Below are 22,352 nucleotides of genomic sequence, written 5' to 3'. Positions count from 1 at the left end.
GGCGTTCGTTTTGCGAACCCTCAGTGGGGAAACGCGGTGGGTATCACTCGTCGGCGGCCGTCTTCGAAGCCGTGGCCTTCTTGGCCGCGGTCTTCTTGGCGGTCGTCTTCTTCGCGGCGGTGGTCGTCTTGGCGGCGGTCTTCTTCGCCGTCGTCGCCTTCTTGGCCGGAGCCTTCTTCGCGGGCGCCTTCTTCGCCGTCTTCTTGGCGGGCGTCTTCGCCCGCTTCTCGGCGAGCAGTTCGAAGCCGCGCTCCGGGGTGATGTCCTCGACGCTGTCGCCGGAGCGCAGGGTCGCGTTGGTCTCCCCGTCGGTGACGTACGGCCCGAAGCGACCGTCCTTGACGACGACCGGCTTCCCGCTGACCGGGTCGTCGCCCAGTTCCTTCAGCGGCGGCTTGGCGGCGGCCCGGCCACGCTGCTTGGGCTGGGAGTAGATCTCCAGCGCCTCTTCGAGGGTGATCGTGAAGAGCTGGTCCTCGGACTGCAACGAGCGCGAGTCCGTGCCCTTCTTCAGGTACGGCCCGTAGCGACCGTTCTGCGCGGTGATCTCAACGCCTTCGGCGTCCTTGCCGACGACGCGCGGCAGTGACATCAGCTTGAGGGCGTCCTCGAGCGTCACCGTGTCGAGTGACATCGACTTGAACAGCGAGGCCGTACGCGGCTTGACCGCGTTCTTGCCGGTCTTCGGGGTGCCCTCGGGGAGCACCTCGGTGACGTACGGGCCGTAACGGCCGTCCCTGGCGATGATCTGGCGGCCCGTCTCCGGGTCGGCACCGAGCTCGAAGTCGCCGCTCGGCTTGGCGAGCAGCTCCTCCGCGAACTCGACGGACAGCTCGTCCGGGGCCAGATCCTCGGGCACGTCCGCCCGCTGGTGGTTCTCGGAGTCCTTCTCGCCACGCTCGACGTACGGGCCGTAGCGCCCGACCCGCAGCACGATGTCGTTGCCCACCGGGAACGACGACACCTCGCGCGCGTCGATGGCGCCCAGGTCGGTCACCAGCTCCTTGAGGCCACCGAGGTGGTCCCCGTCGCCGTTGCCGGCGTCGGCGGCACCGCCCGCGCCGCTGCCCTCACCGAAGTAGAAGCGCCTGAGCCACGGCACGGCCTGCGCCTCGCCGCGGGCGATGCGGTCGAGGTCGTCCTCCATCCTGGCCGTGAAGTCGTAGTCGACGAGCCGCCCGAAGTGCTTCTCCAGGAGGTTGACCACGGCGAAGGACAGGAAGGACGGCACGAGGGCCGTGCCCTTCTTGAAGACATAGCCGCGGTCGAGGATCGTGCCGATGATCGACGCGTACGTCGACGGGCGGCCGATCTCGCGCTCTTCGAGCTCCTTGACCAGGCTGGCCTCGGTGTAGCGGGCCGGGGGCTTGGTGGCGTGCCCGTCGACCGTGATCTCCTCGGCGCGCAGTGCGTCGCCCTCGCTGACCTGGGGCAGCCGACGCTCGCGGTCGTCCAGCTCTGCGTTCGGGTCGTCGGCGCCCTCGACGTACGCCTTCAGGAAGCCGTGGAAGGTGATCGTCTTGCCGGACGCGCTGAACTCGACGTCCCGGCCGTCGGCGGCGGCGCCACCGATCTTGACCGTGACGGAGTTGCCGGTCGCGTCCTTCATCTGGGAGGCGACGGTCCGCTTCCAGATCAGCTCGTACAGCTTGAACTGGTCGCCGGTCAGACCCGTCTCGGCAGGCGTGCGGAAACGATCGCCCGAGGGGCGGATCGCCTCGTGCGCCTCCTGCGCGTTCTTGACCTTTCCGGCGTACGTCCGCGGCTGAGCCGGCAGGTAGTCGGCACCGTACAGCTGCGTGACCTGGGCTCGGGCGGCTTTGATCGCCGTGTCCGACAGGGTCGTGGAGTCCGTACGCATGTAGGTGATGAAGCCGTTCTCGTACAGCTTCTGGGCCACCTGCATGGTCGCCTTCGCACCGAAGCCGAGCTTGCGCGAGGCCTCCTGCTGGAGCGTCGTCGTACGGAACGGGGCGTACGGCGAGCGGCGGTACGGCTTGGACTCGACGGACCGCACCGAGAACTGCGTGGTCTCCAGGGCGGCGGCCAGCGCGCGGGCGCCCGCCTCGTCGAGGTGGAGGGTGTTCGCGCTCTTGATCTGTCCCAGGGAGTCGAAGTCGCGGCCCTGCGCGACCCGCCTGCCATCGACGGCCTGGAGGCGGGCGACCAGCGACGACGGGTCCGACGAATCCCCCGCGCGGCCGGTCGCGAAAGTGCCCGTCAGGTCCCAGTACTCAGCAGAACGAAACGCGATGCGCTCGCGTTCCCGCTCCACCACGAGTCGCGTGGCGACCGACTGGACACGCCCGGCCGACAGGCGCGGCATGACCTTCTTCCACAGGACCGGCGAGACCTCGTAGCCATAGAGACGGTCGAGGATGCGGCGGGTTTCCTGGGCGTCGACCAGCTTCTGGTTCAGCTCGCGCGGGTTGGCGACGGCGGCCTGGATCGCGGCCTTGGTGATCTCGTGGAAGACCATCCGCTTGACCGGGACCTTGGGCTTGAGGACCTCCTGGAGGTGCCAGGCGATCGCCTCGCCCTCGCGGTCCTCATCGGTGGCGAGGAAGAGCTCGTCGGAGTCCTTCAGCAGGTCCTTGAGCTTCTTGACCTGGGCCCTCTTGTCGGCGTTGACCACGTAGATGGGCTGGAAGTCGTGATCGACGTCCACGCCGAGGCGACGCACCTCGCCGGTGTACTGCTCGGGCACCTCCGCGGCGCCGCTGGGGAGGTCGCGGATGTGCCCGACGCTCGCCTCGACAACGTATCCGGGGCCGAGATAGCCCTTGATCGTCTTCGCCTTGGCAGGCGACTCGACGATGACGAGTCGGCGGCCGCCCTTCGCGGTCTCGCTGGTCGGGGACAACTTCGCTCTTCTCTCCGGTCGACGCTGGGGCCTCCCCAGGCCTTGCTCCCGGGGTCGGGTCATGGTGACGCTGCGGAGTGTGACGGTACATCCCGCCCCCGTGTCAAACGGGAAAAGCCCGCAACGGCCACTCGAACGGTAACCCGACTACCGCCATTCCTGCCGCCCGGAGTGGACACCGGCCTTTTCGAGGCTATCCGGAGGGTGACCTCCCAATTGTCCGAGCCGCAGCCCTCGCGCGGTTCTCACACGCGCGTGAAGCACCACATTCCCAGGGCCAGTGCGATCAGTGCGACGAGGCTCGCGACGGTCGCCGATGCGACAGGACTCACACCGAGGGCGACCGGTTCCCGGTGCCGTACGCGGACCGCGGTCCACGCCAGCAGCCCGCTTCCGAACAGGGCGAACACCATCCCCGCGAAGATCGCCGGCCCGCTCTCCATGGCTCCCCTGCCCCTTTTCTTCCCGCCCTGTGTGCCCAGCCCGTGGAGGCTGACACGCACGGGCGGCGGACAGGCGAACCCCAGGTGAACACGGGGCCGACGCCGCTGCGGACTCCACCGTTCCGTGTCACCGGTCCTTGTCACCGGTCCGTGTCTCCGGTCCGTTCCTCCGGTCCGTTCCTCCGGTCCTTGTCACCGGTCCGTGCCTTCCGGCCGGCTTCAGACCGCTCCGGGCGCGGGTATCTTTCCGGTCGTCTTCTTGTTGTCGGCCCGGCTCACCGTGCACACGATCTTGTTGAAGCCCGCGTCCCAGTCGTCTTGGTCGGCCACCCAGCCGTAGACCGTCCGTTCCTGCCCCGGTGCCCAGGTCGGCTCGAACTTGTTGCCGCACAGCTTGGTCGCGTTGTCGGTGCCCTTCTTGTACGTCATTCCGGCAGGGGCCTGGACAGTGCCGATGACCTGGTCGGTATGGGGTTTGGCGCAGTCGGTGAGCGGGGCGTTGTAACTGTCCTCCTGTTCCTCGTAGACCCAGCAGTCGCCGACGCTCATCTGACCGACCCACAGGTCCGTGCCCGCGTCACGGAAACGGCCCACCTCACCGCCTATCGCGGCATGGCGGCCGAGTACGAGACATGCCGTACCGCCGCCCGCCGCCGTGAAGCCCTGCTTCGTCGGTACGACGGCGTAGCCGGCCGCGTCCGGCAGCGCGGCGACGAGCGTCCGGGTCTGGTTCTCGCAGCGTTTCGCGCCCCGCGCGCGGGCGTCGGCGTGGTCGGTGGCGGTGTCGATCGCCACGACCTGCCCGTCCGGCCAGTCCTCGGCGCAGTCCACCAGTCCCAGGTTCGGCTCCGACCTGAACGGCGTGCCCGACCACACCGCCTGCACACAGTCCCCCGGCTCAAGTGGCTCCCCGAGCCCGACCACATCGCCGTACGGCAGCACAGGCCCCGCCGGCGGCGCCGACGCCGATCCCTGCGACGCGGTCACGCTCGGCGAGGCCGACCCCTTTGCCGCGGCCTCCTTCTTGCCGCCGTCGTCGTCCCCGGTCAACGAGAAGACGCCCCACACACCACAGGCGATGACGAGCACGGCGGCCACGACGAGGGCGACCAGGGCGATCCGCCGCTTCCCGGGGGACGGCGGGGGCGGAGCCTGCCCACTGGGAGCGGTGGGCGCACCCGGGCCGCCATAGCCGCCGTATCCGGGCCGCGAGGGGGCGCCGGCTCCCACCGCGGCACCCGGGTACGCCGGTTGCGTCCCGCTGCCTCCGTACGACGCCTGGGAGCCGCTGCCGTGCGGCGATTGGGCACCGTTGCCGTATGGAGACTGTGAACCGCCGTTGCCGTAGGGCGGCTGAGCGCCACCGCTGCCGTACGGCGACTGCTCCCTCGCGGACGGCGACTGGACGCCGCCGCTCGCGTGCGGAGACGGACCGCCCCCGCTCGCGTACGGCGAACCGGGCGCCAGCGCATAGGGGTTGCCGGCATCCGGTGGCTGCGCCGCGGGCTGCCGCCACGGGTCGTACGCCGACGGGCCTGGCGTTCCGCCGGGCGTCGCGGGGCCGCCGGGCACCTGACCGCCACCGCCCGGGCCGCTGTTCGCCGATCCGCTGGATCCCGGAGTGGCCGGTCCCTCTGCCTCGGGGACACCAGAGCCGCCCACTTGGGTCGGCGGCGTACCCGGCGTCTGCGCCGTACCCGGCGTACCCGGCGTTTGCGGAACCCCCTGCGCCGCACCGCCGCCCCACCCGCCCGGCTGGCCGGAGACGTAGCCGGGGGGTGTGCTCGCCACGTACCCCGGCGGCGGAGCATCCACCGCCCCGGCGCCTGGCGAAGCACCCTGGCCTCCTGGTGAAGCGCCCTGACCTCCCGCTGCACCGCCGTGGCCCCGCGGCGTCGCGTCACGGCTCCCCAGGGCCGCATCGTGGCCCTCGGGCGACCGCCACGCAACAGCCGGCTGCGCGCCGAACCCCTCGGGCGGCGGCCCGAAGCCTCCCGGCGGCGAGGCGAACCCCGCCGCCCCCGCTGCCGGAGCGGTACCCCAGCCAGGCGGCACCCCGAGTCCCGCGCCCCCTTGCCCCACCCGCTCCAGCCCCCGCGCAACCGCCTCCGGCGAGAACCTGCGCACCGGATCTTTGACGAGCAACCCCAGCAGGACCGGGGTCAGTTCGCCCGCCCGCACCGGCGGCGTCGGGTTCTCGCCGAGCAGGGCCGTGAGGGTCGCGTAGGTGCCGTGGCGGTCGAAGGGGCCGCGGCCCTCGACGGCGGCGTACAGCGTGGCGCCCAGGGAGAACATGTCGGCGGCCGGTGTGGGCGGCTCACCGCGGGCCCGCTCCGGGGCGAGATAGCCGGGTGTCCCGAGGATGCCGGCCGTGGCGGTGAGCCGGGGCTCCTGGGACTCGGGCTGGAGGGCGATGCCGTAGTCGGTGAGCAGCACGCGCGCGTACGGGTCGCCCGAAGAGTCCGGTGCCAGAAGGATGTTGGCCGGTTTCACATCGCGGTGGAGGATGCCGATGCGATGGCCCGCGGTGAGCGCGTCGAGAACGGCGAGTCCGACGCGGGCCACCTGTGCGGGCCCGAGCGGTCCCGAACGCCGTACGACCGCCTGCATGTCGATCGCGTCCGGGACGTACTCCATGACGATCCACGGCAGCCCTTCGTGCACCACCACGTCGTGCACCGTCGCCACGTGCGGGTGTCCACGCAGCCGTGCCGCGTGCCGGGCCTCGCTGCGGGCCCGCGCGATGCTCCCCCACTCTCGGCTTCGCTCGAGCGGGGGGACCCCCGTCGCGGGCTCGGTCGAGTCCATCGGCACGTCCGGAAGCGCGATCTCCTTCATCGCGACTTCGCAGGCCAACTCCTCGTCGTACGCGAGCCATACCCGGCCCATGCCGCCCGCACCGAGTGTCCGCAGCAGCCGGTACCGCCCGTTGATGACCCTGCCTTCGCCCTGATCCGGCGTCTCCCCCGCCATCACGCCTCCCCCGAGACAGCGCGCCTCCCCCGAGGAAGCGCGAAGTTTGTCCCTCGAAGGTAGCTTCGCACCCACCACTGACAGGAGCCCTTTTCCGGAGCAATCCCGCCAGACCGGACACATGCGGATCAGAAGTGCGCGCACGCCCCAGACGTGACGCGCGCGGACAGGACCGCCCCCGGATCAGGCCGGGTCGAGGAACCCCTGCTCCACCAGCAACCGGATCTGTGCGGGCGTACGATCGCGCAGCAACACCGGATCGTCACCCACCAGTTGGGCGATCGCGTCCAGGATGCGGCCCGCGCTCAGCGAGCCGTCGCAGACGCCCGCGAAACCCGCGCCGACCGTGTCCACCTTGGTGGCCCGGCGCATCCCGCGGTGCTGGCGCAGCACCACGTGCTCCGGGTCCTCGGCGCCGGGCAGCCCGACCTGCTCCTGGACGATCTCGTCGCCGAGTCTGAAGTGCCCTTCGAGCAGGGCCGCGTCATCGTGTGCCCGCAGGTAGTCGAGGCGCTCGAAGTGCGCCCGGACCGTGTCGCCGAGCGGTTGTTCGACCGGGTGCGGCCACTCCTCCACGGTCACCGAGGGCACCGCGGCGTCCGTCCTGCGCAGCGTGATCCAGCCGAAGCCCACGGCCTTGACCTTGCGCGCCGCGAACTCGTCCAGCCACGCGTCGTAGCGCGCCTGGTACTCGGCCACGTCACTCCGGTGGTCGCCGGCGTCCCTGAGCCACAGCTCGGCGTACTGCGTGACGTCCTGCATCTCGCGCTGCACGATCCACGCGTCGCACCCGCGAGGCACCCAGGACCTGAGTCTGTCCTGCCAGTCCTCCCCTTCCACGTGCTGCCAGTTGGCGAGGAACTGCGCGAACCCGCCCTCGCGCAGCCGTGCCCCCGCCTGCTGAACGAGCGTGCGGCACAGATCGTCCCCGCCCATCCCGCCGTCGCGGTACGTCAGCCGCGCACCCGGCGAGATCACGAACGGCGGGTTCGACACGATCAGGTCGTACGTCTCGTCGTCCCGGATCGGTTCGAACAGCGAGCCCTCGCGCAGGTCGGCGGCGGGCGCGCCGGACAGCGCCAGCGTGAGCGTGGTGATGTGCAGCGCGCGCGGGTTGAGGTCGGTCGCCGTCACGCGCGTGGCGTGCTGCGCGGCGTGCAGGGCCTGGATCCCGGAGCCGGTGCCGAGGTCGAGGGCGGCGGAGACGGGCGTACGGACGGTGATGCCCGCCAGCGTCGTGGACGCGCCGCCCACGCCGAGGACGACACCCTCATCCCGGCTGCCGATGCCACCGGCCCCGCCGACCGCGCATCCGAGGTCGGACACGATGAACCAGTCCTCGTCACCGGGCCCGCCGTACGGCCGTACGTCCACGGTCGCGGCCACCTCGTCCCCGTCGACGCGAACCAGCCACCCGCTCTCCAGGCAGGCGTCCACGGGCAGAAAGCCCTCCACGCGCGCGTGCGGCACGGGCTGCTGCAACAGGAACAGCCGTACGACCGTCTCCAGCGGCGTGTCCCCGCGTGTCGCCCGGAGTGCGGGCACGGTCTCGCTCCGGGCGAGCGCCGCGTACGCGGGCGCACCGAGCAGCTCTAGAAGCCCGTCGGCGGTGAAAGAGGCCCCCAGGAGGGCGTCCCGGAGCCGCGTGGTGACGTCGGGGCGGTCGGCGGAGGGCAGGGAGTGCAGGCTGGCGTTACTCACGCCCCCATTGTGACCCGCGTGCGGCCCCGGAGGGCGCCTCAGCTGTCGGTGGCCGGGGCCGACGCGGTCGCCTGCTTGCAGCCCTCCTGCTTGAGCAGTGCCTGCTTGGTGTCGCCGCTCGCTTCCAGCTTCTTCAGCGCGTCAAGCGCGCTCTTGCGCTGGCTCACCACGCCCTTCATCCCGTCCGAGACCTCGCTCAATCCGGACGCGAACTTCCCTTGGTCCTTCGTGTTCAGCCCGTCCATCTGCTTCTTCAGGTCGGCGTAGGCCGCGGAGAGGGCGGTGAGCTTCTTGATGGCGTCCTGCTGGTTCTTCGCGCCGTCGTCCACGCCCGGAGGCGCTCCGGCGTCCTGGAGGAGGGTCGCGCGTGCCTTGAAGCCGTCGGAAAGGTCCTGGAAGGCTTGGGCGTCGACCTTCTGGAGCTCCTTGGGCGGGCTGTCCTTGGCCGCCTTCGTGATCGCCGCGTCGGCCGCCGCGATCTTCGCGTTCTGCGCCGGCGCCGTGTCACAGACCTTCTTGGCCCAGGCGTCCAGCTCCTTGTTGCCTTCGTCGCTGCTGCTGCATCCCGTCAGCGCCAGTACCAGTACCGCACCGCCGGACAGTGCGGCCGTGAGCTTCTTGTTCACCGGATTGGTCCCTTCCATGGCTCTCGGCCCCGGAACATACACGGCATGTGGGCGTCAGCTGTGTGACAGATGACCATTTCATGTCACTTCGCTGCCTTTTACGCCATGAGAGAGAAGGCTCACGATGACGGCGCGAACACAAAAGGGCGGGCGGTCGGCGCGCCATCGCGCGCCTCCCGCCCGCCCCTGTGAGCTGGGCCCCGGCAGGCCCCGCTACGAAACCACCGCCGGATCGGCCGACTTGGGCTCCTCGGCGTTGTCTTCGTCACCCACGGCGATCCCGCGCCGCTTCGAGACGTAGACCGCGCCCGCGATCACCAGGAACGCGAGGACCGCGATCGCGATCCGTACGCCGAGGTTCTCGTCGTCGCCATAACTGAACTTGATGACCGCCGGCGCGATCAGCAGCGCCACCAGGTTCATCACCTTCAGCAGCGGGTTGATCGCGGGGCCGGCGGTGTCCTTGAAGGGGTCGCCGACCGTGTCTCCGATCACCGTGGCGGCGTGGGCCTCACTGCCCTTGCCGCCGTGGTGACCGTCCTCGACGAGCTTCTTGGCGTTGTCCCACGCGCCACCGGAGTTGGCGAGGAACACCGCCATCAGCGTGCCCGACCCGATCGCGCCCGCCAGGAACGAGCCGAGGGCGCCGACACCGAGCGTGAACCCGATGAAAATGGGCGCCAACACTGCGAGCAGTCCGGGCGTGGCGAGCTCGCGCAGGGCATCCCTGGTGCAGATGTCGACGACCTTGCCGTACTCCGGTTTCTCGCTGTAGTCCATGATCCCGGGATGATCGCGGAACTGCCGCCGCACCTCGTACACCACGGAACCCGCCGACCGCGACACGGCGTTGATCGCAAGCCCCGAGAAGAGGAAGACGACCGCCGCGCCCGCGATGAGACCGACCAGGTTGTTGGGCTGGGAGATGTCCATCATCAGGGTCATCGGCGCGCCATCGCCGGACAGTTTCTCGCCGACGTCCTGCGCTCCGGTGATGATCGCGTCTCGGTACGACCCGAAGAGCGCCGACGCCGCGAGGACGGCGGTGGCGATGGCGATGCCCTTGGTGATGGCCTTGGTGGTGTTGCCGACCGCGTCCAGGTTGGTGAGCACCTGCGCGCCAGCGCCCTCGACGTCGCCGGACATCTCGGCGATGCCCTGCGCGTTGTCGGAGACCGGCCCGAAGGTGTCCATCGCGACGATCACACCGACCGTGGTGAGCAGGCCGGTACCGGCCAGAGCCACCGCGAACAGCGCCAGCATGATGGACGTACCGCCGAGCAGGAACGCCCCGTACACGCCGAGGCCGATCAACAGGGCGGTGTAGACGGCCGATTCGAGCCCGACGGAGATACCGGCGAGGACGACGGTGGCCGGGCCGGTCAGCGAGGACTTGCCGATGTCCCTGACGGGACGGCGGTTGGTCTCGGTGAAGTAGCCGGTCAGCTGCTGGATGACGGCGGCGAGCACGATGCCGATCGCCACCGCGACGAGGGCGAGGACCCGCGGATCGCCGCCCCTGCCCTGGATCGCCGCGTCGGTGACGCCGTCAAGGTCGGCGTACTTTCCCGGGAGATAGACGAAGACGGCGATCGCCACCAGCACGAGCGAGATCACCGCGGAGATGAAGAAGCCACGGTTGATCGCGGACATGCCGCTGCGGTCGGCGCGGCGCGGGGCCACGGCGAAGATGCCGATCATCGCGGTGAGCACGCCGATCGCCGGGACGAGCAGCGGGAAGGCGAGTCCCGCGTCGCCGAAGGCCGCCTTGCCGAGGATCAGCGCAGCGACCAGGGTCACGGCGTACGACTCGAAGAGGTCGGCCGCCATGCCCGCGCAGTCGCCCACGTTGTCGCCCACGTTGTCGGCGATGGTCGCGGCATTGCGCGGATCGTCCTCCGGAATGCCCTTCTCGACCTTGCCGACCAGGTCGGCGCCGACGTCGGCGGCCTTGGTGAAGATGCCGCCGCCGACACGCATGAACATCGCGATGAGTGCCGCGCCGAGACCGAAGCCCTCGAGGACCTTCGGCGCGTCGGCCGCGTACACCAGCACCACGCAGGAGGCGCCCAGCAGACCGAGCCCCACCGTGAACATGCCGACGACGCCGCCCGTGCGAAAAGCGATCTTCATGGCTTTGTGCGAGACAGCGGTGAGATCTTTTTCCGGTTCACCCGCCGCCGGCGTCGCCTCGCGCGCGGCGGCGGCGACACGCACATTGCTCCGTACGGCGAGCCACATACCGATATAGCCGGTGGCCGCCGAGAACGCCGCGCCGATCAAGAAGAACACCGATCGACCTGCGCGCTGATTCCAGTCGTCCGCGGGCAGCAGCATGAGCAGGAAGAACACGACCACGGCGAATACGCCGAGCGTGCGCAACTGCCGCGCCAGATAGGCGTTCGCGCCTTCCTGGATCGCCGTCGCGATCTCCTTCATGCTGTCGGTGCCCTCACCCGCCGCGAGTACCTGGCGCACCAGGACACCTGCCACCACGAGGGCGGCCAGGGCCACGACGCCTATGACCGACACCAGGACTCGGTTTCCGTCGGTCAGTACCGCTGCCGCGAGGGCTGTGGAGTGGTCAAGCTGGTCTGGGGAAGGAAGCCCCGCCATTCGTCCTCCTTGACGCTGGGGCTGAGCTCAAGATGTGGACGGATTCTAGAGATCTGTTCCTGATCAAAACAGTATGCGGCAACCGGAATCTGCCACACCCCGGTAACACCTCGGAAGCATTTTCACTCGATCCGGTGATCGGAAATTGATCGTGAATTACTTCACGAATTCAAAATGCTCTTGGAAAAACACTGAGGGCCCTGCTCAGCAGGGCCCTCGGAAGTGTCGCAGCTACGCTTGCGTCGACGACGCCGGTGGCGTCAGGGAAGCACCGCGATCGACGGTGTGGTCGGCCAGGTCATGCGAATCGATCCGCCGTGTTCCCCGGCGGTGACCTCCACGTCGTCGACGAGGCCGCTGATGACCGCGAGGCCCATCTCGTCCTCCTCGGCCTCGGCGTCCAGGTCCTCGTCGGCACCGGGTGCCCGGTCGCCAGGAGCATGACGGGGCGCCTCGTCGCCGACCTCGATGGAGAACTGTTTCTCCTCCTCGATCAGCACCACCTGCACCGGCGCCGTGATGCCACTGTTCTGGTGCAGTCCGACGGCACGGGTACAGGCCTCGCCCACGGCAAGCCTGACCTCGTCGAGGACGGCCTCGTCCACTCCGGCCCTGCGCGCCACCGCTGCCGCCACCAGTCGGGCGGTCCGGACGTGCTCGGGCAGCGCGCTGAAGCGGAGTTCAACGGTGGCCATGCATCCCCCTCGGAACTACGGGCGCGTGCTGTCGGGGGGACCGGGCTGCCGTCGCCCGGACCCCCTTGTCAACTTCTGCCGTCCGGGTGCGGACGGGTGCCCGCACCCGGATCGGTGGTCAGTCGGTCGCTGCCACCGCTTCCTCGACCGAGGTGTGGATCGGGAACACCTTGGTGAGGCCGGTGATACGGAAAATCTTCAGAATGCGCTCCTGGTTGCAGACCAGGCGCAGCGAGCCCTCATGGGCCCGCACCCGCTTGAGTCCGCCGACCAGTACGCCGAGCCCGGTGGAGTCGAGGAAGTCCACGCCCTCCATGTCGACGACAAGGTGGAAACTGCCGTCATTCACCAGCTCGACCAGCTGCTCGCGCAGCTTGGGCGCGGTATATACGTCGATTTCGCCACCGACCCTGACGATCGTGCGATCGCCGATGGTTTCGGTCGACAGAGACAGGTCCACGGATCCTCCAGCACCTTGCTATCGAGCGGTCGCCCCTCGGGACACCTCGGCTTGAAGCCCCCAGGACGGTTCGCCAGCCGCGATGGCATTCAATCACTTACCGGCAGGCGTGCACGACGCCTTGGTCCCATTGTCCGTCACGCCAGTGACACACTCGGTGCCGATGGCCAAGAATCACCGATCCGATCGACCCTCGGCGCAGCCAGCTTCCCGCCTCTCGCCGGGCGAGGTCCTGGACCGGCTCGCCGCGGGACCGAGCCGGGCTTCGCGCATCACTCATACGGAGCACTTGCCCCCGCGGGAGGGCCGCCATGCCGTCTGGCCGGACCGGATCCGCTCGGAGGTCATCGCCGCGGTGCAGGCCTGCGGCATCGAACACCCCTGGGCCCACCAGGCACGCGCGGCCGAGCACGCCCTGGACGGCGAATCCGTGGTCGTCGCCACCGGCACGGCGTCCGGCAAGTCCCTGGCGTACCTCGTGCCGGTCCTGTCGACGCTTCTGGACGGCTCCGAGGCCCCGAACGGCCGTGGGGCCACCGCCCTCTATCTGGCCCCCACGAAGGCCCTTGCAGCGGATCAGTGCCGCTCCGTGAAGGAACTTTCACAACCGTTGGGCCATTCAGTGCGCCCCGCCGTGTACGACGGCGACACGCCGGTCGAAGAACGCGAATGGGTTCGCCAGTACGCCAACTACGTCCTCACCAACCCCGACATGCTGCACCGGGGCATACTCCCGTCCCATCCCCGCTGGTCCTCCTTCCTGAAGTCGCTGAAGTACGTCGTCATCGACGAGTGCCACACCTACCGCGGTGTCTTCGGCTCCCACGTCGCCCAGGTACTGCGCCGCCTGCGTCGCCTCTGCGCCCGCTACGGCGCCTCCCCCGTGTTCCTGCTGGCCTCCGCGACCGCCGCCCAGCCCTCGGTGGCGGCCGGCCGCCTCACGGGCCTTACGGTGGTCGAGGTCGCCGACGACGCCTCCCCACGTGGCGAACTGGTGTTCGCCCTCTGGGAGCCCCCGCTGACCGAGATGCAGGGCGAGAAAGGCGCGCCGGTCCGCCGTACCGCCACCGCCGAGACCGCCGAGCTGCTGACCGACCTCGCCGTCCAAGGCATCCGTACGGTCGCCTTCGTACGCTCCCGGCGCGGAGCCGAGCTCATCTCGGTGATCGCCCAGGAACGCCTCGCCGAGGTCGACCGCTCCCTCGCCCGGCGTGTCGCCGCGTACCGCGGTGGCTACCTTCCCGAGGAACGCCGCGCCCTCGAACAGGCCCTCCACTCCGGCGAACTCCTCGGCCTCGCCGCGACGACCGCACTCGAACTCGGCATCGACGTCTCCGGCCTCGACGCCGTCCTCATCGCCGGCTATCCGGGCACCCGGGCCTCGCTGTGGCAGCAGGCGGGCCGCGCCGGACGCGCCGGACAGGGGGCGCTGGCGGTGCTGGTCGCCCGGGACGACCCGCTGGACACGTTTCTCGTCCACCACCCCGAAGCCCTGTTCGACCAGCCCGTCGAGTCCACGGTCCTCGACCCCGACAACCCGTACGTGCTCGCCCCGCACCTGTGCGCGGCGGCCGCGGAACTACCGCTGACGGACGAGGATCTGGAACTGTTCGGCCCCGCCTGCGAGGAGTTGCTGCCACAACTGGAGGCCGCGAAGCTGCTGCGCCGGCGCACGAAGGCCTGGCACTGGACCCGCCGCGAGCGAGCCGCCGACCTCACCGACATCCGCGGCGAGGGCGGCCGGCCGGTCCAGGTCGTCGAGGCCGGTACGGGTCGCCTGCTGGGCACGGTCGACGAAGGCGCCGCTCACTCGACCGTGCACGAGGGCGCGGTCCACCTGCACCAGGGCCGTACGTACCTGGTGCGCTCGCTGGACCTGGAGGACTCGGTCGCCCTGGTCGAGCAGGCCAGCCCCTCGTATTCGACGGTCGCCCGCGACACCACGTCCATCTCCGTCCTGGAGACGGACGTGGTGATCCCGTGGGGCGAGGGCCGCCTCTGCTACGGCTCGGTCGAGGTCACCAATCAGGTGGTCTCCTTCCTGCGTCGACGACTCATCACCGGCGAGGTACTGGGCGAGACGAAACTCGACCTCCCTCCTCGTACGCTGCGAACACGCGCCGTGTGGTGGACGGTCACCGAGGACCAGCTGGACGCCGCCCGCATCAACCCGGAGATCCTCGGCGGCGCCCTGCACGCCGCCGAGCACGCGTCGATCGGCATGCTGCCCCTGTTCGCCACCTGCGACCGCTGGGACATCGGCGGCGTGTCCATCCCCCTGCACCCCGACACGCTCCTCCCGACCGTCTTCGTCTACGACGGCCATCCCGGCGGCGCGGGATTCGCGGAGCGCGCCTTCCACACCGCCCGCGAGTGGCTCACCGCCACGCGCCAGGCCATCGCCTCCTGCGAGTGCGACGCCGGCTGCCCGTCCTGCATCCAGTCCCCCAAGTGCGGCAACGGCAACGAACCGCTGCACAAGAGGGGGGCCGCGCGGCTGCTCACGGTGCTGCTGCGGGGGGCGGCTGGGGAGGACATCGCAGGGGCGGGGACTACTCCGCAGGAGCCTCGTGTGGAGGCGCCTGCGGGGCCTGGGAGGGCCAGGGAATCCCGGGCGCCGGCGGAGCCGGGGACGCCAGAGGAGCCAGGGGAGCCAGAGGAGCCGCGGAACCCGGAGGAGCCGGGGGCACCGACGGATCGGGCGGTCCCGCAGGTCCCGCCCGCGCCCTGACCTCCGCCGCGAACGGCCCCTGTCCCGCCGCCGCCGTCACGTCCGAGGTCTCTCCCACGATCGCGCACCGCACGAGCCGCGCACCCTGGGCTCTCGCCACCCGGTCCGCCCGGGCGCAGGCCGCCGTGCCGCCGTCCGCCCAGTGGTCCGCCGCCGCGAGCGCCGCGAGATCCGCACCACCGGCCGCGCGATGCCGGATCACGACGGCCTGCCCCATGGCGAGGACGACACCGAACACCACGCACAGGACGGCGATCGCGCCTACGCTCCATACGGTCGCCGAGCCGCGGTCGGACCGCCGGACGCTGGGTCCCACCCCCTGCGAAAGGCCGGTCATCTCCCCTCCCCCACCGTCTCCTCCACCAAGGCCACGGCCTCCTCCCGCACTTCGAACGGCAGCCCGTGCAGCGCCGGCGGCCTCGCCACGACCGTCACGCGAACCTGGTCCCCCTCCCTGCTGACAGTGACCTCGGCATCGCGCGGTGCCGTCTGCCGAGTGATCCCGACGACCGCGTCGGCCGGGTCCTGGCGGGCGGCCGCACGGGCACCGGTCCTTGCGGCATCCACGCACTGGATCTGCGCGGCCACCACGAGCAACCCCCACACCAACGCCATCGCGAAGATCACCAACACGGGCAGCACCATGGCCGACTCCGCCGTGACGAACCCCCGGTCCGTCTCCCGCTCACATCTGCGCACCGAGGGCCCGCTTCACGATGCTCTGCAACTCGGCGTTGACCTGACCGCTCGTCACCACCTTGTAGAGGACCACCGCGAACGCCACCGCCGCGACGATCCCCATCGCGTACTCGGAGGTGACCATCCCCGCGTCCCTGCGCGCCGTCCGCGCCCCGCACATCAAGGCACACAGCCGTGCCCGTACCGCCTTGTACATCTCAACCCCCGTGAGGTTCCGTTCCGTTGACCAGTTGTCTACTTGCCGTGCGTCGGCCACTCGCTGCCCACGCCGCTCCTTGTCGTCGCTCCTGCCTTACGTCATCCACCACCCCCTCCCAGCGCCCCGCCCGCCAGCCCGATCACCACGGGCAGGACGCCGACCGCGATGAACGCGGGCAGGAAACACAGCCCCACCGGCGCGCTGACCATGACGGCCGCCCGCCGTGCCCGTGCCGTGGCCTCGCGCGTCCAGTCGGCGCGGGCGTCCGCGGCGAGCCTGGCGACCGGTCCCGAGGCGGGGAGTCCGGAGACGCCGGCCCGTTCCAGGAGCCGCGCCAGGGTGCCGGCGCCCGGGATCGCGGCGAGCCTTCGCCAGGCCTCGCCGGGTTCGCCGCCGAGCCTCACCTCCGCCGCGCCCCGCGCCAGTCCTTCTCCGACAGGACCGCCAAGAGCTTCGCCCACCGCCTGTGCCGCGATCACCGGGCCGGCGCCCGCTGCGATGCAGGCCGCCAAGAGGTCGGCGGCGAGGGGAAGTTGCCGAACTGCCTCACGGGCGTCGTACTCCGTCTGAGCCCCGGACGCCGCCTGCCGAAGCCGCCACCGCCACAGCCCGGCCGCGGTCATCAGACCGACCACCGCACCGCCTAACCCGCCGACGAGAACCCACCCGGCACACGCCACCCCCACCATCGGCAGCCACCGCCGAGCGATGTCCCGCACCTCGATGCGCGGCCCCTCGGACATCTCCCCCTCCGCCGCCAACAGCTCGGCCAACCGCCGCCGCACCCTCCGCTCCCGCCGCACCGAATCCAGCCACCGCACCAGCCACCCGAGGACGAGCACCATCCCCACAGCCACCCCCAGCCTGTGGACAACTTCCGCGCTCACGCCGCCGCCTCCCTTCCCAGACCACTGCCGATTCCCGCCTCCGTCACGTCCGCCCAGGTCCGCCTGTCGGCCGCCGCCTCCCCGTCCAGCCCAGTCGGCACCCGGCCACCGCACCGTCACCGCCCTGGCGCCCGCCCCGCCCCTTCTCGGCACCCCATCCCTCACACCGCCTCCGCTCCCCGCACGATCCGCATCGCCCACCACACCCCCAGCCCCTCCAGCAGGCCGCCCACGAGCAGGCACCCCAGTCCCGCCCCGGTGTGCAGCAGCACATGCAGCGGGTCCGCACCAAGGGCCGTACCGAGGGCGAGGCCCAGGACCGGCAGGCCCGCGAGCATCACCGCTGTCGACCGGGCGCCCGCCAACTGCGCGCGGAGATCGGCCCGTTGATCACGCTCGGCACGCAACGCCCCTTCAAGTCGGTCGAGTCCCGCCGCAAGGCCCGCGCCCTGGTCCACGGCAACCCGCCAGCAAGCCGAAAGTCCCGACAGGCCCTCGGCACCCGGCTGTCGCGCGGCAACAGCGAGCGCGGCCGGAACGTCACCCCCGAACCGCGCCGCCGCCAGCACCGCAGCCTGAGCGTCACCAAGCCCACCACCGCCCCGCACCGGCTGAGCTTCACCAGGCCCGACCAAGCCCCGCAGCGCCTGAACAGCACCGATCCCACCGAAGCCGCGTACCGCACGAGCAGGGCCAACCCCACCGAAACCAGGCACCGCCCCAGCCACACCGCGCCCGGCGAAACCCCGCACCGCCACCAGCTCGTCACCAAACCGTTCGGGTTCCCACGCCCCCGTCTTCCCGTCGTCAAGCGCGCCGGCGTCCCGCACCGCCAGCAGCAACGCCTCCCCCGGTTGCCGCCCGGCCCGCACCTCCCCGGCCAGCGCCCCGCACAACGCGATCACCGCGTCGCCTCGACGCTCCCGTGCGCACCGCGCCTCCCGCGCCAGCCGAACCCGTCGCAGCAGCGGCACGGCGGCCACCCCCGCGATGGCCGGCAGCAGGGAAGAGCCGAGCACCGCCAGCACCAGCCCCACAGCCAATGCCCACCACTCAGGGCGCAGCCGCCCCCGGATCCGACGCAGCTCTCCGGCCAGTTGCCGCCAGGTGGGCGGCCCGGCCCCCACCACTCCGCCACCCGCGAGCAGCAACTGCGCCCGCCGCGCGCCGGGGTGCCGTCCACCGAGCAGCCAGACAGCGGCCCCCACGCACAGCACAGCCGCGCCCATCGGCGTCTCACCCATACCGTTCACCATCGCGTCCCCTCCTCGACCCGCCGTTCGAAACGCCCAAAGCACTCGCCGCACTCCACTCCGGCCTCGTGCAAACCGCCGCCCTCTCTCGCCTCGCAAGAACCGCCCTCGTCCCTCGCCTCGCAGGAGCCGCACCCTTCGCCGAGCAGCCGCCTCAACCGCACCCACCCCCGCTCGTACGCGAACCCCTGCACGCCCCACCGCAGCGCCGGCACCGTCCGCACCAGCCCAGACGGATCCCGCTCCAACACATGCACCTCGGCGATCCGCCGCCGCCCCGCCCGGTCACGCACGAGATGCAGTACGACCGCCAGGGCGGCCGCCAGCTGGCTGTGCAGCGCGGCCCGGTCGAGCCCGGCCGCCGTCCCCAGCGCTTCCAGCCGGGCCGGCACGTCGGCCGCCGCGTTCGCGTGCACGGTCCCGCACCCGCCTTCGTGTCCGGTGTTCAAGGCGGCCAGCAGATGGACCACTTCGGGCCCGCGCACCTCGCCCACGACCAGCCGGTCCGGCCGCATCCGCAGCGCCTGCCGGACCAGGTCCTGGAGCGTGACGAGGCCCGCGCCCTCCTGGTTGGCGGGTCTGCTCTCCAGCCGTACGACGTGCGGATGGTCCGGCCTGAGCTCCGCCGAATCCTCGGCAAGCACGATCCGCTCGTCCGGTCCGACGAGCCCCAGCAGGGCGCTCAGCAACGTCGTCTTGCCGGTACCCGTGCCGCCGCTGATGAGGAAGGACAGCCGCGCCCGAAGCAGCGCCCGCAGCACCCTGTCCCCGCCCGGCGGCACTGTGCCGGCCGCCATGAGTTCCTGGAGCGTGAACGCGCGCGGCCGTACGACCCGCAGGGACAGGCAGGAGCAGCCGACGGCCACCGGCGGCAATACCGCGTGCAATCGGGTCCCGTCGGGCAACCTGGCGTCCACCCAGGGCCGTGCGTCGTCGAGCCGGCGTCCGGCCACCGCGGCCAGTCGCTGCGCGAGCCGTCGTACGGCCGCCGCGTCCGGGAAGGACACGGTGGTCAGCTCCAGGCCACCGCCCCGGTCCACCCAGACCCGGTCGGGCGCCGACACCAGTACGTCGGTCACCGACGGGTCGGCGAGCAGCGGTTCCAGCGGACCGCTGCCGATCAGCTCGGACCGCAACTGCTCGGCCGCGCCGAGGACTTCCGCGTCTCCGAGCACCCGCCCCTGCTCGCGCAACGCCTGCGCCACGCGCGCGGGTGTCGGTTCGGCCCCGCTCTCGACCAGCCACTGCCGCACCCCGTCGAGCAGCCCCGGCGCCATGTCCGCACCCCTCGCCGGGTCGCCCGCCGTGCCATCAGGCAGCCATCGCCCGGTCGCCGTGCCACCGGACGGCCACCGTTCGGCCGCCCCACCGACCGAGCCACCGCCCGGCCCTCCGCCTCGCTCAAACCCGGGAAAGGTACTCACGCGGCACCCGCCTCCACCAGCGCCCGCTCCCAGAACTCCTTGCAGAAGCGTGCGAGCGGTCCCCGTGCGGCCGCGCCGGGAGGCGTCTTGCTCCCGTGCGGGCGCAGCAGCGCGGACTCCACAGGCACCTCCCCGGCCAGCGGCAGTCCGAGCAGCCGGGCCACCTCGCGGTCGTCGAGCCCCGGTGTGTACGGCCCTCGGACGGCGATCCGCAGGTCGCGCAGGACCATGCCGACGGCGGAGGCCACCCGGCCCGCCGCGGCCACGGCACGCAACTCCGCGGGGACCACGAGGAGCCCCACGTCGAGCTGGGCGAGGACCTCGGCGACGCCGTCGTCGACGCGGCGCGGCAGGTCTACGACGACCGTGCCGCCTCGGCGCCGGGCCGCGGCCAGCACCGCCCGCACAGCCTGGGGCGGGACGGCGACGCAGTCGCCGCGGTCCCAGCTCAGCACCCGCAGCGAGTGCAGTCGCGGTAGCGACTCCTCCAGGGCACCGCCGCCGACCCGTCCGCGTGAGGCGGCGAACGCGGGCCAGCGCAAGCCTTCGGCACTCTCGCCGCCGAGGAGTACGTCGAGCCCGCCGCCCAGCGGATCGGCGTCCACGAGTAGCGTGCGCAGTCCCTCGCGCGCGGAGGTGACGGCGAGCGCGCAGGCAAGCGTGGACGCTCCCGCCCCGCCCCGGCCGCCGATGACGCCGACGGTCAGGGCGGGTCGGCCGATGCCCTCGGCCACGTCGGCGATGCGGTCGACCAGCCATTGCTCGCCGTCAGGCAGCATCAGGACGTGGTCGGCGCCGATCTGGACGGCCCGCTGCCAGACACCGGAGTCGTCCTGGTCGCGGCCGACCAGCACCACTGAGCGCCTGCGTGCGGCGCCGCGCACGCGCCGTGCGGCGTCGTCGCCGACCAGCACGAGCGGTGCGGCCTCCCAGCTGCCTCTGTCGTCCGGCACTCCGTGGTGGACCTCTGGTGTGGCGCCGGCTGCCGCGCACAGGCGCAGCAGATCGTCGAGCAGTTCGGCGTCTTCCGTGACGATCAACGGCTTGCCCTGCCGCCCTTCGGCGGCGGGTGGCGGATCGTGTGTGACAGCTCCGGCCACGGTGTCCATCCCCCTTCCGCGGCGCCACCACAGCCCCGCGATTCCCGAACGTGTGAAGAACCGGCAACCGGCCTCCATATGAACGGCCGATACGAACCGGCCAAACGCGTCCGGCTAACCGGAACCAGCCATGAACTCGGCCCGAGCCGGACGCGTTGGAATCACGGTGCAGCGATCCCGAAAATCTTGTGGATCTTGGTCAAAAACTGTGGACGACTCGACGGCTGTGAATATCGCCGTCACCGATACCGGTGACCCTGTACCAACCCCTGTGTGACTTCCGCAGAGCAGCGCGGTGACTACACACGGTGACGGATCACGGACATACGGAAGAGGCGGCCGCAACCGCCTCACCGCGACCCCGCAGCCGCGCACAGAAGGGGAAAACCCACCAGGACATGCGACGACCCCCGCCGGGGGGGAGAGCGGGGGTCGTCTCCACGGCCGACTCGGGGGGGGGGAGGAGTCGGACCGGGTTAGCACGGTCGCGAACGATCCGTGACTTCCATGGTGTACCCGAGAGCCCTCTCAGGCAAACCAACGCGCTCACCTTACGCCGAATGGGGTGCACCTATGCTCTGGGTTGTGGAAAACCACTCCTTGCCCCGCACAGCGGCCTTCTTTGACCTGGACAAGACGGTCATTGCGAAGTCGAGCACGCTCACGTTCAGCAAGTCCTTCTACCAAGGCGGTCTGATCAACCGCAGGGCCGCCTTGCGTACCGCATATGCCCAGTTCGTCTTCCTCGTGGGCGGCATGGACCACGACCAGATGGAGCGCACCCGCGAGTACCTGTCCGCGCTCGTGCGCGGCTGGAACGTCCAGCAGGTCAAGGAGATCGTCGCCGAGACGCTCCACGAGCTCATCGACCCGATCATCTACGACGAGGCCGCCTCCCTCATCGAGGAGCACCACACCGCCGGACGCGACGTCGTCATCGTGTCCACGTCGGGCGCCGAAGTGGTCGAGCCGATCGGCGAGATGCTCGGTGCGGACCGCGTGGTGGCGACCCGCATGGTGGTGGGCGAGGACGGCTGCTTCACCGGAGAGGTCGAGTACTACGCGTACGGCCCGACCAAGGCCGAGGCGATCAAGGAGCTGGCCGAGTCAGAGGGGTACGACCTCTCCCGCTGCTACGCCTACAGCGACTCGGCGACCGACCTGCCGATGCTGAAGTCGGTGGGGCACCCCCATGCAGTGAATCCCGACCGCGCACTACGTCGCGAGGCACTCGGGCGCGGGTGGCCGATTCTTGATTTCCACCGACCGGTCCGGCTGAAGCAGCGGCTCCCCGCCTTCTCCGTGCCGCCCCGCCCGGCGCTGGTCGCGGTTGCCGCGATCGGTGCCGCGGCAGCCACGGCGGGCCTCGTCTGGTACACGAGCCGGCGCCGTTCAGCTCTGGCTTGAGCAGGCCGTCGCCCGTTTAACGTCTTTTGAACCTAAAAGTAAAGAAGTGCAGCCTGGGCTTCCGCTTGCTCCGGACCTGGAGTACAAAGGGGTTAACGGCCCGCGAGACCAAGGACATCCGAAAGGATCACCTTAAGAACGCATTTGGCCCCACGGACCGAGCATGAACACCGGGCACCCACGCGACGTCGACCCGTCGATTACGGGCCAGCCACACCAGGTGACGGGCAAAGTTCCCGACCTGATGGGCAACATTCGAGGACGCTTGGTAACCC

Annotated in this window: 16 protein-coding genes and 1 pseudogene; 2 read left to right on the top strand and 15 right to left on the bottom strand. The window is 70.8% G+C overall.

Features of this window, described 5'->3' with window-relative positions; all coding sequences use genetic code 11:
• Positions 1-43: 43 nt before the first annotated feature.
• The 8 genes from topA to bldG all read right to left on the bottom strand — a co-directional run bounded on the left by topA (position 44) and on the right by bldG (position 12,377).
• Positions 44-2,863 carry a type I DNA topoisomerase gene (gene topA / locus ACFYO2_RS29245; protein WP_388355036.1) on the bottom strand — a complete coding sequence of 940 codons (2,820 nt, stop codon included), beginning with the start codon at positions 2,861-2,863 and terminating at the stop codon, positions 44-46.
• A 245-nt stretch (positions 2,864-3,108) separates the two neighbouring features.
• On the bottom strand, positions 3,109-3,306 hold the full coding sequence (locus ACFYO2_RS29240) for a hypothetical protein (RefSeq protein ID WP_388355034.1): 198 nt from the start codon (positions 3,304-3,306) through the stop codon (positions 3,109-3,111).
• A gap of 219 nt (positions 3,307-3,525) precedes the next feature.
• Positions 3,526-6,279, bottom strand: a complete 2,754-nt coding sequence (locus ACFYO2_RS29235; protein WP_388355032.1) for a protein kinase — start codon at positions 6,277-6,279, stop codon at positions 3,526-3,528.
• A gap of 183 nt (positions 6,280-6,462) precedes the next feature.
• Positions 6,463-7,980 (bottom strand): methyltransferase, encoded by a 1,518-nt coding sequence (locus ACFYO2_RS29230; protein ID WP_388355031.1) that lies wholly within the window; start codon positions 7,978-7,980, stop codon positions 6,463-6,465.
• Positions 7,981-8,018: 38 nt separating this feature from the next.
• Complete coding sequence (locus ACFYO2_RS29225) at positions 8,019-8,624, bottom strand: small secreted protein (RefSeq protein ID WP_388355029.1); 606 nt, start codon at positions 8,622-8,624, stop codon at positions 8,019-8,021.
• A 195-nt stretch (positions 8,625-8,819) separates the two neighbouring features.
• Positions 8,820-11,222: a sodium-translocating pyrophosphatase gene (locus tag ACFYO2_RS29220; RefSeq protein WP_388355027.1), complete on the bottom strand. Its 2,403-nt coding sequence runs from the start codon at positions 11,220-11,222 to the stop codon at positions 8,820-8,822.
• A 260-nt stretch (positions 11,223-11,482) separates the two neighbouring features.
• Positions 11,483-11,917 carry an ATP-binding protein gene (locus tag ACFYO2_RS29215; protein ID WP_388355025.1) on the bottom strand — a complete coding sequence of 145 codons (435 nt, stop codon included), beginning with the start codon at positions 11,915-11,917 and terminating at the stop codon, positions 11,483-11,485.
• 118 nt (positions 11,918-12,035) lie between these two features.
• On the bottom strand, positions 12,036-12,377 hold the full coding sequence (gene bldG / locus ACFYO2_RS29210; RefSeq protein WP_024885807.1) for an anti-sigma factor antagonist BldG: 342 nt from the start codon (positions 12,375-12,377) through the stop codon (positions 12,036-12,038).
• A gap of 82 nt (positions 12,378-12,459) precedes the next feature.
• Between bldG and ACFYO2_RS29205 the strand changes: the two genes are divergently transcribed.
• The gene (locus tag ACFYO2_RS29205) at positions 12,460-15,108 is read left to right on the top strand and encodes a DEAD/DEAH box helicase (RefSeq protein ID WP_388355023.1); all 2,649 of its coding nucleotides are present in this window, start codon (positions 12,460-12,462) and stop codon (positions 15,106-15,108) included.
• Positions 15,109-15,148: 40 nt separating this feature from the next.
• Here ACFYO2_RS29205 and ACFYO2_RS29200 read toward each other — a convergent pair.
• From ACFYO2_RS29200 to ssd, 7 genes and pseudogenes are all read right to left on the bottom strand, one after another.
• Positions 15,149-15,445: pseudogene (locus ACFYO2_RS29200) on the bottom strand (Rv3654c family TadE-like protein); the annotation flags it as partial.
• On the bottom strand, positions 15,442-15,807 hold the full coding sequence (locus tag ACFYO2_RS29195; protein WP_388355021.1) for a TadE family type IV pilus minor pilin: 366 nt from the start codon (positions 15,805-15,807) through the stop codon (positions 15,442-15,444). The pseudogene ACFYO2_RS29200 and the gene ACFYO2_RS29195, both read right to left, overlap by 4 nt.
• A complete protein-coding gene (locus ACFYO2_RS29190; RefSeq protein ID WP_388355019.1) occupies positions 15,794-16,003 on the bottom strand; it encodes a DUF4244 domain-containing protein in 210 nt (69 codons plus the stop codon). The genes ACFYO2_RS29195 and ACFYO2_RS29190 overlap by 14 nt, the downstream gene beginning before the upstream one ends.
• 101 nt (positions 16,004-16,104) lie before the next feature.
• Positions 16,105-16,893, bottom strand: coding sequence for a type II secretion system F family protein (locus ACFYO2_RS29185; protein WP_388355017.1), 789 nt, complete (start codon positions 16,891-16,893; stop codon positions 16,105-16,107).
• Positions 16,894-17,054: 161 nt separating this feature from the next.
• A complete protein-coding gene (locus ACFYO2_RS29180; RefSeq protein ID WP_388355015.1) occupies positions 17,055-18,149 on the bottom strand; it encodes a type II secretion system F family protein in 1,095 nt (364 codons plus the stop codon).
• Complete coding sequence (locus ACFYO2_RS29175; protein WP_388355013.1) at positions 18,143-19,423, bottom strand: TadA family conjugal transfer-associated ATPase; 1,281 nt, start codon at positions 19,421-19,423, stop codon at positions 18,143-18,145. The genes ACFYO2_RS29180 and ACFYO2_RS29175 overlap by 7 nt, the downstream gene beginning before the upstream one ends.
• 143 nt (positions 19,424-19,566) lie before the next feature.
• The gene (gene ssd, locus ACFYO2_RS29170; protein WP_388355012.1) at positions 19,567-20,679 is read right to left on the bottom strand and encodes a septum site-determining protein Ssd; all 1,113 of its coding nucleotides are present in this window, start codon (positions 20,677-20,679) and stop codon (positions 19,567-19,569) included.
• Positions 20,680-21,243: 564 nt separating this feature from the next.
• Here ssd and ACFYO2_RS29165 point away from each other — a divergent pair.
• Positions 21,244-22,077 carry an HAD family hydrolase gene (locus ACFYO2_RS29165; protein WP_388355010.1) on the top strand — a complete coding sequence of 278 codons (834 nt, stop codon included), beginning with the start codon at positions 21,244-21,246 and terminating at the stop codon, positions 22,075-22,077.
• Positions 22,078-22,352 lie beyond the last annotated feature (275 nt).

It is taken from the genome of Streptomyces sp. NPDC006602 (assembly GCF_042870385.1).
In the GTDB taxonomy this organism is placed as follows: Bacteria; Actinomycetota; Actinomycetes; order Streptomycetales; family Streptomycetaceae; genus Streptomyces.
The sequence above is the reverse complement of the archived record's forward strand: the minus strand, read 5'-3'. Positions and strand labels throughout refer to the sequence as shown.